Genomic DNA, 15,707 nt, shown 5'->3' with positions numbered 1-15,707 from the left:
TTGTTCTACATTCTTTGCCTTTTTGATTAAGCTCTAGGTTAAACTGCGTACAGTAAAATAATATGCAGAGGGAAACATGTTAACTCGTGTGGTGTTTAACCAAAAAGGCGGTGTAGGGAAATCAAGTATTACTGTAAATTTGGCTGCAATTAGTGCCAAACATGGCTTAAGAACATTGGTGATCGATCTTGATCCTCAAGCCAATTCTAGTCAGTATCTTTTAGGTGACGAAGCAACCTATTCTGCTGAAAAATCAATTTTAGAGCCAAATATCGAAAATTTCTTTGATGATGTGTTGGGCAACAATCAACAAAAGGGTTTAATCGGTAACGCATTAGGTTCAATTTTAAAAGCTCCAAGAAATAAAGATCTCGACAGTTTTGTTCATTCAACTCCTTTTGCAAAATTAGATGTGCTTCCAGCAAGCCCTACACTTGGCGCGCTTGAACATGCGCTTGAAAGTAAACATAAAATTTATAAATTACGTGATTCGATCCAAAACTTAGTTGGGCGATATGACCGTATTTATATAGACACACCACCAGCATTTAACTTTTTTACTCTTTCTGCTCTGATTGCGGCAGATAAAGTACTTATTCCTTTCGACTGTGATGTTTTTTCAAAGCGTGCGTTACAAACATTGATTGAAAATGTTCTCGAAACGCAAGATGATCATAATGATCGCTTGGAAATTGAAGGAATTGTGGTGAATCAATTCCAATCCCAAGCAAAATTACCTCGGGAAGTGGTTCAGCAGTTAAAAGATGAAGGGTTGCCTGTACTCAATAGCATGTTACCGCCTTCGATTTTGATGAAAGAATCGCATCAGAAAAATTTACCTTTGGCCCATTTGGCACCCGAACATAAATTGACTCAAGCTTATGAGACATTGTTTGGTGAGATTGAGCCAAAACGATAAGAGAAAAATGATGAAAGGCTTATATATTGCGCCTTTGGTGGCAGCCACTTTACTCCTTGGCGCTTGTGCTACAACGGTAAAACCGACTTATGTGTCTCCGACACAATATCAATCTTTGAGCTGCCAACAGCTACAAAGTGAATATAACCGTATTCAGCAATATATCGACAATGGCGTGCAAACTCCAAAAAGTACAGGTATGGGTGTTGGTCTTGGACTCGGTGGTGGCTGGGGACGAGGTGGTTGGGGATTCGGTCCATCTATTTCTGTAAATATGGGACAGTCTTCTTCAACGAAAAATACCGAACTTTCACGTGTTTTAGGTCAACAAGAAGCAATTGTTCAGGCTGCTCAGTTTAAGAATTGTCCAATTATTGTCCGTAAAAAGACCAATTAATAGTCAACTTTACATCACAATATGCTAACTAAGGCATGTTGTGATGAATAAAGTTTAGCAAAATGTTTCATAATAAAATTAATATAAATAAGTGGTTTATCAATTTTTAAGCTTCCAAAATTCTGTATTTTCTGTAATCAAAAAGCCTTATAAACTTGCTATATTTTGCCTGTTTCGTTTAAGGTGGCCCCATCTTGGATATTATGGAAACTTTATGATTGAGAGTTGGTTTTTTGTATTGGCAATGTTGGCTGTTTTGCTCATTCCTGGGCCGACAAATGCTTTACTTGCAACCGCTGCTCATTCTCAAGGTTTATCTAAAGCATTTTGGCTTATTCCTATGGAATGGTTAGGCTATGCCTACGGTATTAGCTTTTGGGCTGTGTTTATTCATTTGGCAGCACCAGTTTGGCCGGCGTTATTGCTCATTTTACATATTATAAGTGTGGCGTATGTGTTCTGGATGGCATTCCGATTATGGAAAACCACCCATTTACAACAATTTAGTCAAACTCACCGTAACATTCGCCCACGTCAATTATTCTTCTCAACCTTAAAAAATCCGAAATCTTTACTTTTTGCTGCAGGTATTTTCCCTGCCGAAACATGGAATTCGCCTGAAAATTGTCTAATGGTATTTGGTATTTTTACATTGACGCTCATTCCAGCTGCGAGTTTCTGGATGATTTTTGGACGTGCACTATTAACGGGCCCAGTACAAAAAATAAAAGCCGATCATTTATATAAAGGATCGGCTATGTTGCTTATTTTATGTATGCTTCCAGTGGTATTCCGTTTCTTCTAAATTAAGCCTTAAGCATTGGTTTTACGGCTTTTTAGCTTTTCACGTATAAAGCCGATGATGCCCGGTAAAACACTAATAATAATGATGCCAAAAATAAGATGAGTGAAGTTATCTTTAACGATTGGCATATTTCCAAATAGATAGCCCAACGCCACAAAAGAAGCGACCCAACAAAATGCGCCAATCACATTATAAGTTAAGAAAAACTTATAGTTCATGCTACCAGCACCCGCAACAAAAGGGGCAAAAGTACGGGCAAATGGAACAAAGCGAGCAAAAATAATCGTCTTGCCACCATGACGAGCAAAGAATTCTTGAGTTTTAATTAAATGCTGCTTATTAATGAATCGTGAATTCATTTCAAATACACGTGGACCGATAAAACGACCAATATGGTAGTTCACTGTATCGCCTAAAACGGCAGCAATGAAGAGTAGAGCACCCAATAACCATGGATCCATCGCACCTGTAGATGCTGCTAAAGCACCAGCTGCAAATAGTAAACTATCTCCCGGTAAAAACGGCATAACCACTAAACCGGTTTCGACAAAGATAATTAAAAATAAAATGCCATAAATCCACGTCCCGTAATTTGTAATAAACTCGGCGAGATGTTGATCAACGTGTAGAATAAAATCAAGAAGTTCCATGAGATGATTAAGTGGTAAACCGTGCTCAAATCCTAGCAGTGACCCTATAGAAAGTCAGTATAAAACATCAAAAATATACAAATTGATCATCCTGTTTGTGCAACGATATATATGGATTTTGAGTATTTAATTATCAATGTCCCAAACCTAGAATGAGCTCATCAATAAATAAGCATTTAAATAAAGGTGGCAAAATGTTTAATCCAAATGTAGTGGTCAAAAATATCGTAACGCAATCAGGCGCGGACAGTTTTATTAGCCTTATTGCTCGTCTTCTTATGGCTTATATCTTCCTTGTTGCTGGTTGGGGGAAAATTACCGGTTATGCAGCAACTGCAGGATATATGGAAGCAATGGGTGTACCAGGTGGGATTCTTCCTTTAGTGATCTTGGTTGAGTTTGGTGGTGGTTTAGCCTTGTTATTTGGTTTCCAAGCACGCTTTGCAGCTTTTGGTCTTGGTATCTTTAGTATTTTAACTGCATTCTTGTTCCACCAAGGTGGGGCTGATGCAGCGGCACAATACAATAATGGCATCCACTTTATGAAAAACTTAGCAATGGCAGGTGGTTTATTCTTCCTAATGCTTCATGGTGCTGGCCGTATTAGTCTGGATCATGCAATCGAGAAATAATATTCAAGACAAAATAAAAACCGGATGAGCAATTCATCCGGTTTTATTATTTCTTTATTTTAAAAATTAAAGCATAAATTGGATTTGCAATTCCCCAACCACGAAACCAAGAACTGCGCCGACTGCAATCAAGGCCCACTCATCTTCTTTAAATGCAGGACGTAACATCCCTTCAAATTCAGAAGGTGTTAATTTTTGCATACGTTCAATGAGTGTGCTACGAATATTCATTGCATCTTCTGCATAAGACTCTACATATTTCATCGTCTCTGGAAGCTGTTGCATAATACGTTCAGCAACTTGTGATTTCATATTCTGATATTTTTCTCCGCCAATTGCATATACAACTAACGGACGAATAACCCCAGCTTGCATATCAATTTCTTGTTTAACATGGCGGTTAACCAGATCAATAACACGTGCAGAATGTGTACCCGAAAATAACTCTTCCATCATGTGACGTGAAGTCAAAAGCTGTTTAGAAATTAAAGCTGCATAGTCAGCTGCAACTTCATTTTGACGTTTAATAAACAGCCCTTGCCATGTGTAACCCAATATCTTTTTAGGATAAAGTGGTCTAAACATCATTTGTAGTGCAATCCAGTCACTGAAGAAACCCACAAAACCACCAAACAAAGGTAGCATCCAAGGATATTTTCCTTGAGTGACAATCCAGCACAGCATCTGAATCACACCAATACCGAAGCCAAATACAAAACCTACATTACTGAAAAATTTAAATTCTTGTTTCCCTACACGTTTAAAAATATTGTTCAGTAAACGTTTATCTTTAAGCAAGTTACTGATAACAAGATGTTTAATATCAAAGTATCGATTCACATCACGTTGTACTTCGCTCATGATGTGTTCAACAATTTCTGGTGCTTTTGATTGCACACGACGGATGAGTCTTTGGCGAGCAAATTCTGGCATGCCTTCCCATAAACCAGGCTGATACTCTTGAGCAACGTCACGGGTAATATCTTCAGCCGCTGCAAGTAGGGGTTTTTCTATTTCTTTGGCAATACGTTTAGGATCTAGGCGTGCAAAAATTTCTTCAGGCTTAATGAGCTTTGCTGTCATGAGCTCAACAGCAATGGTTGCCATTTTCTCGGCTTTGCGAGGCACGATGCCTTGCCAACCCAAAAATGGTTTAATACCTTTAAATTCAAGTGGTGAAAACATCATCTGGATGGCAACCACCTTGGTGATATAGCCAATTAAACCACTCATAAAAGGAATAGAGACATACAACCAAAAATGTTGCTGGAAATCTGCAATCATAGTTTGAAGCATTGTTGTTCCTTAGATTTCTATTGATTTTGATAGGGGGCAACAAGCCATAAAAATGGATAATTGTTTAAGCACAGACAAATATCGCTTATGGTATTTACCTTTCCATGGTAATGCCTGTTTTATCGGCTCATCTTAACATCAAATTCAAGGTGATGTTGCATAGAATGTGATGAATTTATCAATACACATGGAGTTTTTAAGCGTAACCCATACAGTTGATAAATATAAGTAAATTTTGATTTATATCAAACAATCCAATTATAGAAATGATTCTGATATGAAAAAAATAAGATATATGATGATTTGCGGTGCGCCGAAGCGCGAAAAATGTTAAAATGGCGCGCTTAATTCTTTTGCCATTTAGTGGTTTGTCATGACTACCAATACTCAAATTACTGAAGATCGTATCCTGATTCTGGATTTCGGCTCTCAATATAGTCAGCTCATTGCACGTCGTGTACGTGAAGCTGGTGTTTACTCTGAAATGTATGCTTTTGATATGTCTGAAGAAGACATTCGCGCTTTTAAGCCAAATGGCATTATTTTGTCAGGTGGACCTGAGAGTGTGCATGAAGAAGGCAGCCCTCGCGCACCACAAGTAGTGTTTGAGTTAGGCGTTCCAGTATTGGGTATTTGCTATGGCTTGCAAACCATGTCTGAACAGTTAGGCGGTAAAGTTGAGCCAGGTACTGTACATGAGTTTGGTTATGCCGAAGTTGATATCGTTAAACGCGACCAACTGATTGGTAACTTACAAGACCGTGAAAACCAACTTCATGTTTGGATGAGTCATGGTGACAAAGTTAGCCAGATTCCAGAAGGCTTTACCATTACTGCAAGCACACCAAGCTGTCCAGTTGCTGCTGTAAGTGATGAAGCGCGTCGTTTCTATGGCGTGCAATTCCACCCAGAAGTAACACACACGGCAAAAGGTGAAGAGTTACTTGCAAACTTCGTTCATAAAATTTGTGGATGTGGCGGTCTTTGGACGCCTGAACACATCATTGATTTACGTGTAGAACAATTACGTGAACAAATTGGTAATGAAAAAGTTCTTTTAGGTCTTTCTGGTGGTGTTGACTCATCTGTCGTTGCTGCGCTTTTACACAAAGCAATTGGCGACCAGTTAACATGTGTATTTGTTGATAATGGTTTACTTCGTTTAAACGAAGGTGACCAAGTGATGCAAATGTTTGCTGAAAACATGGGTATCCGTGTTATTCGTGCAGATGCTGAACAACGTTTCTTAACTGCATTGGCTGGTGAAGTTGATCCAGAGAAAAAACGTAAAATCATTGGCCGTGAATTCATCGAAGTATTTGCTGAAGAAGCACGTAAACTTGATGGCGTGAAATTCTTGGCACAAGGTACGATTTACCCAGACGTAATCGAATCTGCTGCAAGCAAACAAGGTAAAGCACACGTAATTAAATCACACCACAACGTGGGTGGTTTACCAGAAGATTTAGCATTTGAATTGGTAGAACCTTTACGTGACTTGTTCAAAGATGAAGTTCGTAAGTTAGGTACTACACTTGGTTTGCCACATAGCATGATTTACCGTCATCCATTCCCAGGGCCTGGTTTAGGTGTTCGTATTTTGGGTGAAGTGAAGAAAGAATATGCTGATATTCTTCGTCTTGCTGATGACATCTTCATGCAAGAGCTTCGTGACAGTGGTTGGTATGATAAAACTGCTCAAGCATTTGCTGTTTTCCAACCAGTTAAGTCAGTTGGCGTAGTAGGTGATGGTCGTCGTTATGCATGGGTAATCGCACTTCGTGCAGTTGAAACAGTTGACTTTATGACAGCTCGTTTTGCACATTTACCATACGAATTAGTTGATAAAATCTCAACACGTATTATGAATGAAATTAAAGATGTATCACGTGTTGTATACGACGTGTCATCTAAACCACCAGCAACGATTGAGTGGGAATAATTAAATGAAAAGGCAGGATTTAATCCTGCCTTTTTTATATCTGTTTCTTCCGAAGGAGGTGAGAGATGCCTGATTTAATTCAGTTAGAATATCTACAAGAAAAATTACAGCAACTTTTAGCGGAATCATTATTTGCAATTTATCTTTATGGTTCAGCTGTTGACGGTGGTTTAGGGCCAGAAAGTGATCTTGATGTACTGGTCGTGGTCACTCAACCATTAACTTCTGCTTTACGTGAGCAGCTTGCACAAGAATTACTAAAAATTTCACAGCCTGTTGGGGAATTACAAAGACCATTAGAAGTTACTATTTTATTAAAAGATGAGATTCAGTCTGGAATTTATCCTTTAAGTTATGAAATGCAATTTGGTGAATGGCTGCGTGAAGAGCTCAAAGAAGGTGGCACACTGAGCTCACAGAAAGACCCAGATATTAGTATATTGCTTAGAAAAGCGAGATCTCATCATACAGTTTTATTTGGGCCAGCTTTAAACCAATGGGCACCTGAAATTTCTGATCAAGAACTATGGCAAGCAATGTCTGACACTTATCCCGAAATTGTAGCGTATTGGGATGAAGATGCAGATGAAAGAAACCAGATTTTAGCTTTATGCCGGATCTATTTTAGTTTAGTGATGAAGGATATTGCTTCAAAAGACAATGCTGCACGATGGGTTATGTCTCAGCTTCCTGATGAGCAGAAATTCGTATTGCAGCGACTTATACAGGAATATAGAGGGGAAATCGGCAAACAAAATTGGCAAGAGGAGCATTATGCTTTGCAGCCTATTGTCAATTTTTTGAGTTCAAAAATTGAAGAGCAGTTTGAGCAGAAAAGAAATCTGATCACATAATAATTTTTGATTCTGGCTTTATTTACCGACTTTGCTAAACATGTGGCTATATAAGAGTGCTTAAGCACTCTTTTTTATTACTTAGATTTTAAAGCTCAAAATTAATTTTGATAACTATCAAACCAATAGAACAACTCTTATTACTTTTACTTGATCAAAGATATATTAAGATATATCTTAATAATTATAAATTGATCATTTTGGATCTTAAAAGATGAAGCAACAATCAGAACAGCATCATACTGAACATCATCGTTCGGGACGCCGTGGAAGACTTTTTGAAGCTGGACGCATGAAACTTTTGGTACTTCATCTCATTCAGCAAAACCCAAAGCATGGCTATGAAATCATTAAAGAAATAAGTGATTTGGTAGGCGATGGCTATACGCCAAGCGCAGGAACAATTTATCCAACATTAACCAGTCTTGAAGAAATGAATTTGATTAATTTGCTGGATGTAGAGCGTAAGCAATATCAAATCACGGAATTTGGGAAGGCTTACTTAACTGAACAACAAGACAAGTTGAAAGAGTTATTAGAAAAACTACGTTTAAGACGAGAAATCCACAGTAATGATGAATTAATCGAAATTCACCGTGCAATGGAAAACCTAAAAACAGCCTTGCGTTTGAAGCTGAACTCGGCAGGTTTACAGCAAGAGCAGATTTATCAAATTGCCGAAAAAATTGATCAGGCTGCTGTTGCGATTGGGCGCCTATAAGTCGACCTTAAACAAGTTGAAATTTTTCAAAGTTATTAATTTTAAGAGAGAATTTATATGTGAAACAACATCAATATCATGTCACGGTACAACACTTAAAAAATGCAAAAGGAGAAGCGTCTACTTATACAGAACGCCTTGAATTCTATGCGGGAAATCATGACGATATTTTTGAAATTGTTGAACGCTTAAAAAAATCAGATTTTTTTGATGATGAAACAACAAAATCTTTTGGAGTTGGACTAAAACTTTTTAGTGAGGTTATGCTTGAAAACCGTGACCACCCACTATTTCAAGAGTTTCTCCCACAATTTGGTCAATTTATGAAAAACCTAAAACAGCTCGTTAAAACTCAATCATCTTAAGCTGCTCAATGCAGCTTTAATTTTATGTAATTAACAAATGATTGTCTCATTCATAGCACCCTGTGTATTACTAAAAGACTATATTGAATAATGAGTGTATTGTTAAGATCATTACAACGACTCATTGCAAAAGCATAGGTAAAAGAGAGTAATATCATGAGCAATAATAATGATTACGATATTTCTGATTCAAAGGATTGCGAAAAATTTGCCAATCAGTTTATTCAGGAATTTCCAATTCGCTCTGCTGAAATTGGACAGGGGACAGTCATTAAGCGGGCTTTACCTAGCCGACAAAAACGAATGATTGGTGCGTGGTGTTTCTTAGATCATGCAGGCCCAGTAACTTTTCCGGCGGGTGATGGTTTAGATGTTGGTCCTCATCCTCATATTGGTTTGCAAACCTTCACGTGGATGATTGAAGGCACCATGATGCATACCGATAGCTTAGGCTCAAAACAACTGATTCGACCTAAACAAGTTAATTTAATGACGGCAGGTCACGGAATTTCACATACAGAAGTTGCACCTGATACTGAAACTCAAATGCACGCTGCTCAGCTCTGGATTGCCTTACCAGATGCTAAGCGCAACATGGATCCGAAATTTGAACATTATCCTGAACTGCCTGTTGTTGAGAAAGACGGTCTAGAGTTTACCGTGCTTGTGGGTGAATATTTGGCAACGACTTCCCCAGTCTTGGTACATACACCGTTAGTGGGTGTTGACCTCATTGCTACCGAAGATACTAAAACCCGCATTCCATTAAATCCTGAGTTTGAATATGGTTTTATGGCATTAGATGGTGTTGCCCATGTGAATGGCCATGAGTTAACGGCTGACAACATGGTGGTATTAGATACTGGTCTTAGTGAGATCGAAATTGAAGTAAAGAAAGGGAACCGTGTGCTGTTAGTTGGTGGTGAACCGTTTGAGACTCCAATTTTGCTATGGTGGAACTTTGTTGCACGTACAATGGATGATTTAAAAGAAGCCCGTGAGCAATGGATTAACCATGATGCACGTTTTGGTGAAATCCCAGATTATGTTGGTGCACGTTTAGAAGCCCCTGTTCTTCCAGATCAAATGAGAGCATCAAAATGACAGCAGTAATCGCAAGCAGTAAAGCAAAGCCCCTTGCTGAACAATGGAAGGGCGAAATCACCAGTGGTCGTCACCAATATTTTTGTGATGAGCCAGAGAAGCTAGAAGGGCAAGATCAAGGCCCAGCGCCATATGATTTGCTCACTGGAAGTTTAGCCGCGTGTACGCTCATTACTTTAAGAATGTACGCAAAGCATAAGGGTTATGATTTTGGTGAGTTTTCGGTTGAAATCGATTTTCATACCAATAGAGAACATGAAGAACATATAGAACGTCGTATTGTTTTTAAAGACTTGCCAAACGAAGAGCTTCAACAAAAAATCTTAGCGGTATGCGGTAAAACCCCAGTCACTAAAACTTTGTTACGTAGTTTAGACATTCATACTGTGCTTGTTACAGCGTAAAAATGCTATTTTGTTGAGGTGGATGATTTTATATCCATCCCACAAATGGAATAAAACAGCATGTTCACATGCTGTTTTTTATGTAAAAAAGAAAAATAAAAGCAGGCAATAACATGATTAGTGTACACCACCTGGAATGTTCGCGATCGTTTCGAATTCTATGGGCTTTAGAAGAGTTGCGCTTAGATTATGATATTCATTATTATCAACGTCTACCTAACTATTCCGCTCCAGAAACATTGAAATGTATTCATCCTTTAGGTAAAGCTCCAATTTTGACTGATGATGAACAAGTCATCGCAGAATCTGCTGTGATTTTAGAATATTTACAGCAGCGTTATGATCAGAAGCAACAATTTAAACCTAAAGAGCCACAAGATTTACAGCAGTATATTTACTGGATGCACTATGCAGAAGGTTCACTTATGCCGTTATTAGTCATGACTTTGGTCATGAATGGTGTAAACAAACATGTGCCATGGTTAATTCAGCCAGTAGCTAAAAAAATTACAGAAGGGGTGAAGGCAAATTTTGTTCGCCCACGCATGAAAGATCATATTAGTTTTTTAGAAAACTATTTGGCAGAGCATGAATATTTTGCAGGTGACTTTTCATTTGCTGATATTCAAATGAGTTTCCCACTGGAAGCTTTGCAATCACGTTTGCAAGGGAAATACCCTAATATTCAGGCTTTTTTACATCGTATTCAGCAAAGACCCGCATTTCAGAAAGCGAAACAAAAGGGAATTGGTTCTAATGAAAGGAATTGTGCTGATATTTAAAAGAAAAGGAACAATTATTTGTTCCTTTTTTATTTGCCGTTTACTTGCGTTTGATCACGATAGAATCAATGCCGCTATGTTGTAAGGTTTGTTGAGCGGCCAATGCAGCGTCTTGAGTATCATACGGTCCAGAAATAACGCGATACCATGTTTGTCCGTTTTCAGTACTTTTGACTACATCAGCAGATAAGCCATTTAAAATGATTTCTGCACGACGAGCATCAGCCTGATCAGGATCGTTATAACTACGAACTTGTAAAATATATGTAGGTTGCTGAGGAGTTGTAGCTGACTGATTCGGGTCAATTCCTACACTTTCAGAGGCAGCTGGTTGAGTGGTACTTGGTGCCTCAACGATCATAGCAGTGCCTTGATTTTTACTTTCAGGGATCGCTTGTTCAGGAATAGGGGTAACCTGTTGTTGAGGCAATAGGTCGTAGAAGCGATAGTCTTTATTAGTATCTTCTTCTTGATAATGTTCAGAAGTAATCTGATTTTTCGCAGGAACAGGTTGCCAAGGTTTCCAAAGCATAAGCATTACAGCGATACATAAGACCGCCAAAATAGCGACAAGTGTCCCTAACCATTTGGGAATTAGAGGCTTTTTAGGCTTATTAGGTCTTTCAGATACACCGCGTTGCGTTTTGCCAAACACGTGGATTATTCCTCTGTATTTTGATTGTTTTTTAATTCGAGTTTGAGTCTCGTCTTACGATGCTAAAAACAGTGGTTTGTATTGATATTTTAACTATACAAACCACTGCTGACTATATATTGCATGACCTTTAATTTGCTGTCATGCAATATATTTATTACATAGATTCTGGTGCAGATACACCAAGTAATTCTAAACCATTACGAAGCACTTGTTGTACATTGATTGAAAGCAATAAACGGGCTTGTGTAAGCTCTGCATCATCGCTTAATACTTTATGTTCATTGTACCAACCGTGGAACAGGGCGGCTAACTCTTTTAAGTAGTTACCAACCTGATGAGGTTCATATGCATTTGCAGCACGTAATACCGTGTCTGGGTATGCTGCCAGTTTAGCAAGAATCTCAATTTCTGCATCAAGAGACAAGCGAGCTGCATGTGGACGAGCAGCGTTTACATCGAATTGTAAATCTGTGCTTACTGCTTTTTCTAACATACGACAAATACGTGCGTGTGCATATTGAATATAGTACACAGCATTGTCTTTACTTTGTGAAACAGCAAGGTCAAGGTCAAAGTCGATGTGTTGTTCACTCTTACGCATTACGTAGTAGAAACGAGCTGCGTCATTGCCCACTTCTTTACGTAAGTCACGTAAAGTCACGAATTGACCTGAACGAGAAGACATTTGAACCATCTCGCCGCCACGCCATAAACTTACAAACTGAACTAAAAGAACAGTCAATTTCTTAGAGTCGTAACCCATTGCATCAATCGCCGCTTTTACGCGAGAAATATAGCCATGGTGGTCAGAACCCCAAATATCGATTAGGTCAGTATAACCACGTTGTAGTTTATTTAAGTGGTATGCAATGTCAGATGCAAAGTAAGTCGTTTGGCCATTACGACGCTTAACAACACGGTCTTTTTCATCACCAAATTCAGTCGACTTGAACCAGATGTTGCCATCTTTTTGATAAAGGAAGCCACGTTGATCAAGTGTTTCTAAAGCTTCATCAATTTTTGCACTAAGAGATGCTTCACTAAACCATTGGTTGAACGTTACACCAAAGTCAGCAAGGTCATCTTTAATATCATCTAAAATGGCGTGAAGAGCAGCTTGGTGGAATACACGGTAGCCTTCACCTAATAATTGTTGTGAGTTGGCAATAAGTCCATCAATATGCTTTTCTTTATCGCCAGATAAAACGACTTTGTTACCTTCGCTATCTAGCTCTTCAGCATATTGCACATCTTCTGGTACATCTTTATAAACATTCGCAACTTCACGAACGTAAGCGTCGCCATCTTTATCAATAATGCCTTGTGCGATTTCTTTAACGTAATCGCCTTGATATGCATTTTTAGGGAATACAAGGTTTTGTCCAAGTAGTTCCAAATAACGTAAATAAGTAGAAGTCGCCAAAATATCCATTTGACGGCCAGCATCATTCACGTAGTACTCACGGTCAACTTTAGCACCCGTTGCTTCAAGTAAATTAGCAACAGTCATACCGTATGCCGCACCACGACCATGACCTACGTGTAGGCTAGACGTTGGGTTTGCAGAAACAAATTCGACTTGAATCTTTTTCGCTGCATTTGCTTGGCTACGACCAAAAATTTCTTTTTGTGCTTGAATTTGATCAAGAATAGCAAAACGCTGGTCTGCATTTAAAAAGAAGTTAATAAATCCGGGCCCTGCGATTTCAGCTTTACTGATATCTGCCACTTCTGGTAATGCAGCTAGAACTTTCTCAGCTAGATCACGTGGTTTCATACCAGCAGCTTTCGAGCCGATCATGGCAATATTAGAAGCAAAGTCGCCATGGCTTCGGTCTTTGGTGCGTGTTAAGTTGCTTGTGTTTTTCCAGTCGGAAGGAAGCACCCCTTCTTGTTGAAGAGTTTGCACTGCATGGTCGAGAGCTGCTTGTATTGCCGTATTCATATCAATCGAAAATAGATGTCGCAGAAAAACGTCAAATATAGCAAATTTCCGATGACTTAGGGGAGGGGATTTAATATTCCAATAATTCTTTATGCAAATTACTGATGATTATTTTTTAAATGAATGTCGGTTGATGAATCACCTTACTATTCTGAAAATAATGAATTACAAGCCTTCTGGGTAGTTTTTGTGAGTAAATTACGTGTTTAATTTAATACTATTTCCTGAGGAAATACCTGTTGCCGCTAAATCATATAATTATGGCTTTTAAATTTGAGAAAATAAAAGAAATTTTTAAAATCATAAAAATATTAAGATACTGATTTTTATTATTTATTTTTAAACATGTTTTAACTAAATAGTATTTAATTTTAACATCATGGTTTAAAATATCTATTTTGATCGAATTAGGCTTAAGCTTATACGCACAAAGAGTTTTAGAGACCATACAAAACGTGTTTTTCTCTACTCTAAGCTGGAAAATGAGATAGGCAATGATATCAGGACACCCAAGTAAACATCCCCTTTATATTCCATATGCAGGTTTTACACTTTTAGAGTTACCACTCTTAAATAAAGGTTCGGCTTTCACTGAAGAAGAAAGAAGTAACTTTAACTTACACGGTTTACTCCCCCATATTATTGAAACTATTGAAGAGCAGAGCCAGCGTTCTTATCAGCAATATTGCGCTTTTACTGATGATATCAACCGACATATCTATCTGCGTAATATCCAAGATACTAATGAAACCTTGTTCTATCATCTAATCGAAAATCATCTTGAAGAAATGATGCCGATTATTTACACCCCAACAGTAGGTGAGGCATGTCAGCGTTTCTCTGATATCTATCGTCGTCATCGTGGTGTTTTCATTTCATATCCAGATCGTGATGTGATTGATGATATTTTGCAAAACGTAAATAAAAATAATGTAAAAGTGATCGTCATTACTGATGGTGAACGTATTTTAGGTCTTGGTGACCAAGGTATTGGTGGTATGGGTATTCCTATTGGGAAACTTTCACTTTACACCGCTTGTGGTGGAATTAGCCCAGCCTATACATTGCCAATCACAATTGATGTGGGGACGAATAATCCACAATTGTTAAATGATCCGATCTATATGGGTTGGCGTCAGCCACGTATTAGTGGTGATGAATATTATGCATTTGTCGATATGGTGATTGAGGCTGTGAAGCGTCGTTGGCCAAAAGCGTTAATTCAGTTTGAAGATTTCGCTCAAAAAAATGCGATGCCACTTTTAGAAAAGTATCGAGATAAAATTTGTTGTTTTAACGATGATATTCAAGGAACAGCAGCGGTATCTGTAGGTAGTTTGATTGCTGCAAGTCGTGCAGCAGGCAAGCAATTAAAAGATCAAACAATTGCTTTCTTAGGCGCGGGCTCTGCGGGATGCGGTATTGCCGAGCAAATCGTTGCGCAAATGGTTGCTGAAGGTCTGACTGATTCTGAAGCACGTGCTCGCGTTTATATGGTAGACCGTTTTGGTTTGATCACTGAGAATCAGCCAAACTTGCTCGACTTCCAACGTAAGTTAGCACAAAAAGCTGAGGTGGTTGATCAGTGGGGCAATATTGAAGAAGTGATTTCACTACTTGATGTTGTTAAAAATGCGAAGCCTACAGTGTTAATTGGTGTTTCTGGTCAACCAGGTCTCTTCACAGAAGAGATTATTAAGACCATGGCAGCGAATTGTGAACGCCCAATTGTCATGCCATTGTCTAACCCAACTTCACGTGTTGAAGCAGTACCGGCTGATATTGTGGAATGGACTGAAGGTAGAGCATTAATTGCAACAGGTAGCCCGTTTGCTCCTGTGAATCATCACGGCAAGCTTTATAATATTTCTCAGTGTAATAACTCGTACATTTTCCCGGGCATTGGCTTAGGGGTGGTGGCATCGGGTGCTAAACGCGTTACTGAAAATATGTTAATGGCTTCAAGTAGTGCTTTAGCGAATTGCTCGCCATTACTGAAAGATCCGCAAGCTGATTTATTGCCACCTTTAGGTGAAATTCAGCAAGTCTCTAAAGTGATTGCATTTGAAGTTGCCAAAGCTGCAATGGTCGATGGCGTGGCAGTAACGATTAGTGATGATTTGCTACAGCAAAAAATTGATCAATCATTCTGGAAACCTGAATACCGCAAATATAAGCGTATTCCTTTCTAAGGTTGAGAACGTAAAAAGAGGAGCTTAAGCTCCTCTTTTTT

16 protein-coding genes are annotated in these 15,707 nt (G+C 38.6%); 12 read left to right on the top strand and 4 right to left on the bottom strand.

Annotated elements, in window-relative coordinates:
- The first annotated feature begins 76 nt into the window (after positions 1-76).
- The 3 genes from HMPREF0013_RS22550 to HMPREF0013_RS22540 all read left to right on the top strand — a co-directional run bounded on the left by HMPREF0013_RS22550 (position 77) and on the right by HMPREF0013_RS22540 (position 2,121).
- The gene (locus HMPREF0013_RS22550) at positions 77-919 is read left to right on the top strand and encodes a ParA family protein (protein WP_005071966.1); all 843 of its coding nucleotides are present in this window, start codon (positions 77-79) and stop codon (positions 917-919) included.
- A 10-nt stretch (positions 920-929) separates the two neighbouring features.
- Positions 930-1,316, top strand: coding sequence for a hypothetical protein (locus tag HMPREF0013_RS22545; RefSeq protein WP_002114091.1), 387 nt, complete (start codon positions 930-932; stop codon positions 1,314-1,316).
- Between the two features lie 214 nt (positions 1,317-1,530).
- A complete protein-coding gene (locus tag HMPREF0013_RS22540) occupies positions 1,531-2,121 on the top strand; it encodes a LysE family translocator (protein WP_005804766.1) in 591 nt (196 codons plus the stop codon).
- An 8-nt stretch (positions 2,122-2,129) separates the two neighbouring features.
- Here the strand turns inward: HMPREF0013_RS22540 and HMPREF0013_RS22535 are convergent, their stop codons facing one another.
- Positions 2,130-2,771, bottom strand: coding sequence for a DedA family protein (locus tag HMPREF0013_RS22535; protein WP_005071971.1), 642 nt, complete (start codon positions 2,769-2,771; stop codon positions 2,130-2,132).
- Between the two features lie 194 nt (positions 2,772-2,965).
- On the opposite strand from HMPREF0013_RS22535, the gene HMPREF0013_RS22530 reads away from it, so the two are divergent.
- Complete coding sequence (locus HMPREF0013_RS22530) at positions 2,966-3,403, top strand: DoxX family protein (protein WP_002114126.1); 438 nt, start codon at positions 2,966-2,968, stop codon at positions 3,401-3,403.
- A 66-nt stretch (positions 3,404-3,469) separates the two neighbouring features.
- Here the strand turns inward: HMPREF0013_RS22530 and HMPREF0013_RS22525 are convergent, their stop codons facing one another.
- Positions 3,470-4,687 (bottom strand): DUF445 domain-containing protein, encoded by a 1,218-nt coding sequence (locus HMPREF0013_RS22525; RefSeq protein WP_014208114.1) that lies wholly within the window; start codon positions 4,685-4,687, stop codon positions 3,470-3,472.
- 385 nt (positions 4,688-5,072) lie between these two features.
- Between HMPREF0013_RS22525 and guaA the strand changes: the two genes are divergently transcribed.
- The 7 genes from guaA to HMPREF0013_RS22495 all read left to right on the top strand — a co-directional run bounded on the left by guaA (position 5,073) and on the right by HMPREF0013_RS22495 (position 10,871).
- Positions 5,073-6,641 carry a glutamine-hydrolyzing GMP synthase gene (gene guaA / locus HMPREF0013_RS22520; RefSeq protein WP_002114136.1) on the top strand — a complete coding sequence of 523 codons (1,569 nt, stop codon included), beginning with the start codon at positions 5,073-5,075 and terminating at the stop codon, positions 6,639-6,641.
- A 65-nt stretch (positions 6,642-6,706) separates the two neighbouring features.
- Positions 6,707-7,495: an ANT(3'')-II family aminoglycoside nucleotidyltransferase gene (locus HMPREF0013_RS22515; RefSeq protein WP_005804765.1), complete on the top strand. Its 789-nt coding sequence runs from the start codon at positions 6,707-6,709 to the stop codon at positions 7,493-7,495.
- A gap of 214 nt (positions 7,496-7,709) precedes the next feature.
- Positions 7,710-8,216 (top strand): PadR family transcriptional regulator, encoded by a 507-nt coding sequence (locus tag HMPREF0013_RS22510; RefSeq protein WP_005804764.1) that lies wholly within the window; start codon positions 7,710-7,712, stop codon positions 8,214-8,216.
- Positions 8,217-8,275: 59 nt separating this feature from the next.
- Complete coding sequence (locus HMPREF0013_RS0105775; protein WP_025464197.1) at positions 8,276-8,581, top strand: DUF3861 domain-containing protein; 306 nt, start codon at positions 8,276-8,278, stop codon at positions 8,579-8,581.
- A 156-nt stretch (positions 8,582-8,737) separates the two neighbouring features.
- Positions 8,738-9,685, top strand: coding sequence for a pirin family protein (locus tag HMPREF0013_RS22505; protein WP_005071982.1), 948 nt, complete (start codon positions 8,738-8,740; stop codon positions 9,683-9,685).
- A complete protein-coding gene (locus HMPREF0013_RS22500) occupies positions 9,682-10,089 on the top strand; it encodes an OsmC family protein (RefSeq protein ID WP_002114081.1) in 408 nt (135 codons plus the stop codon). The genes HMPREF0013_RS22505 and HMPREF0013_RS22500 overlap by 4 nt, the downstream gene beginning before the upstream one ends.
- Before the next feature lie 113 nt (positions 10,090-10,202).
- Complete coding sequence (locus HMPREF0013_RS22495) at positions 10,203-10,871, top strand: glutathione S-transferase (protein WP_005071984.1); 669 nt, start codon at positions 10,203-10,205, stop codon at positions 10,869-10,871.
- A 40-nt stretch (positions 10,872-10,911) separates the two neighbouring features.
- Here HMPREF0013_RS22495 and HMPREF0013_RS22490 read toward each other — a convergent pair whose 3' ends face one another.
- Together HMPREF0013_RS22490 and argS are read right to left on the bottom strand one after the other, a co-directional pair.
- A complete protein-coding gene (locus HMPREF0013_RS22490) occupies positions 10,912-11,526 on the bottom strand; it encodes an SPOR domain-containing protein (protein ID WP_005804763.1) in 615 nt (204 codons plus the stop codon).
- A gap of 157 nt (positions 11,527-11,683) precedes the next feature.
- Complete coding sequence (gene argS / locus HMPREF0013_RS22485) at positions 11,684-13,474, bottom strand: arginine--tRNA ligase (RefSeq protein ID WP_005804762.1); 1,791 nt, start codon at positions 13,472-13,474, stop codon at positions 11,684-11,686.
- Between the two features lie 494 nt (positions 13,475-13,968).
- On the opposite strand from argS, the gene HMPREF0013_RS22480 reads away from it, so the two are divergent.
- Positions 13,969-15,666: an NAD-dependent malic enzyme gene (locus tag HMPREF0013_RS22480; RefSeq protein ID WP_005804761.1), complete on the top strand. Its 1,698-nt coding sequence runs from the start codon at positions 13,969-13,971 to the stop codon at positions 15,664-15,666.
- Positions 15,667-15,707 lie beyond the last annotated feature (41 nt).

This window comes from Acinetobacter sp. SH024, assembly GCF_000163635.1.
Classification (GTDB): domain Bacteria; phylum Pseudomonadota; class Gammaproteobacteria; order Pseudomonadales; family Moraxellaceae; genus Acinetobacter; species Acinetobacter pittii.
This window is presented reverse-complemented; position numbering and strand designations above follow the sequence as displayed.

Coding starts and splice junctions, on each gene's coding strand:
- argS (WP_005804762.1), bottom strand. CDS start 13,474: ATGAATACGGCAATACAAGCAGCTCTCGACCATGCAGTGCAAACTCTT.
- HMPREF0013_RS22500 (WP_002114081.1), top strand. CDS start 9,682: ATGACAGCAGTAATCGCAAGCAGTAAAGCAAAGCCCCTTGCTGAACAA.
- HMPREF0013_RS22505 (WP_005071982.1), top strand. CDS start 8,738: ATGAGCAATAATAATGATTACGATATTTCTGATTCAAAGGATTGCGAA.
- HMPREF0013_RS22510 (WP_005804764.1), top strand. CDS start 7,710: ATGAAGCAACAATCAGAACAGCATCATACTGAACATCATCGTTCGGGA.
- HMPREF0013_RS22495 (WP_005071984.1), top strand. CDS start 10,203: ATGATTAGTGTACACCACCTGGAATGTTCGCGATCGTTTCGAATTCTA.
- HMPREF0013_RS22540 (WP_005804766.1), top strand. CDS start 1,531: ATGATTGAGAGTTGGTTTTTTGTATTGGCAATGTTGGCTGTTTTGCTC.
- HMPREF0013_RS22515 (WP_005804765.1), top strand. CDS start 6,707: ATGCCTGATTTAATTCAGTTAGAATATCTACAAGAAAAATTACAGCAA.
- guaA (WP_002114136.1), top strand. CDS start 5,073: ATGACTACCAATACTCAAATTACTGAAGATCGTATCCTGATTCTGGAT.
- HMPREF0013_RS22535 (WP_005071971.1), bottom strand. CDS start 2,771: ATGGAACTTCTTGATTTTATTCTACACGTTGATCAACATCTCGCCGAG.
- HMPREF0013_RS22525 (WP_014208114.1), bottom strand. CDS start 4,687: ATGATTGCAGATTTCCAGCAACATTTTTGGTTGTATGTCTCTATTCCT.
- HMPREF0013_RS22530 (WP_002114126.1), top strand. CDS start 2,966: ATGTTTAATCCAAATGTAGTGGTCAAAAATATCGTAACGCAATCAGGC.
- HMPREF0013_RS22550 (WP_005071966.1), top strand. CDS start 77: ATGTTAACTCGTGTGGTGTTTAACCAAAAAGGCGGTGTAGGGAAATCA.
- HMPREF0013_RS22545 (WP_002114091.1), top strand. CDS start 930: ATGAAAGGCTTATATATTGCGCCTTTGGTGGCAGCCACTTTACTCCTT.
- HMPREF0013_RS22480 (WP_005804761.1), top strand. CDS start 13,969: ATGATATCAGGACACCCAAGTAAACATCCCCTTTATATTCCATATGCA.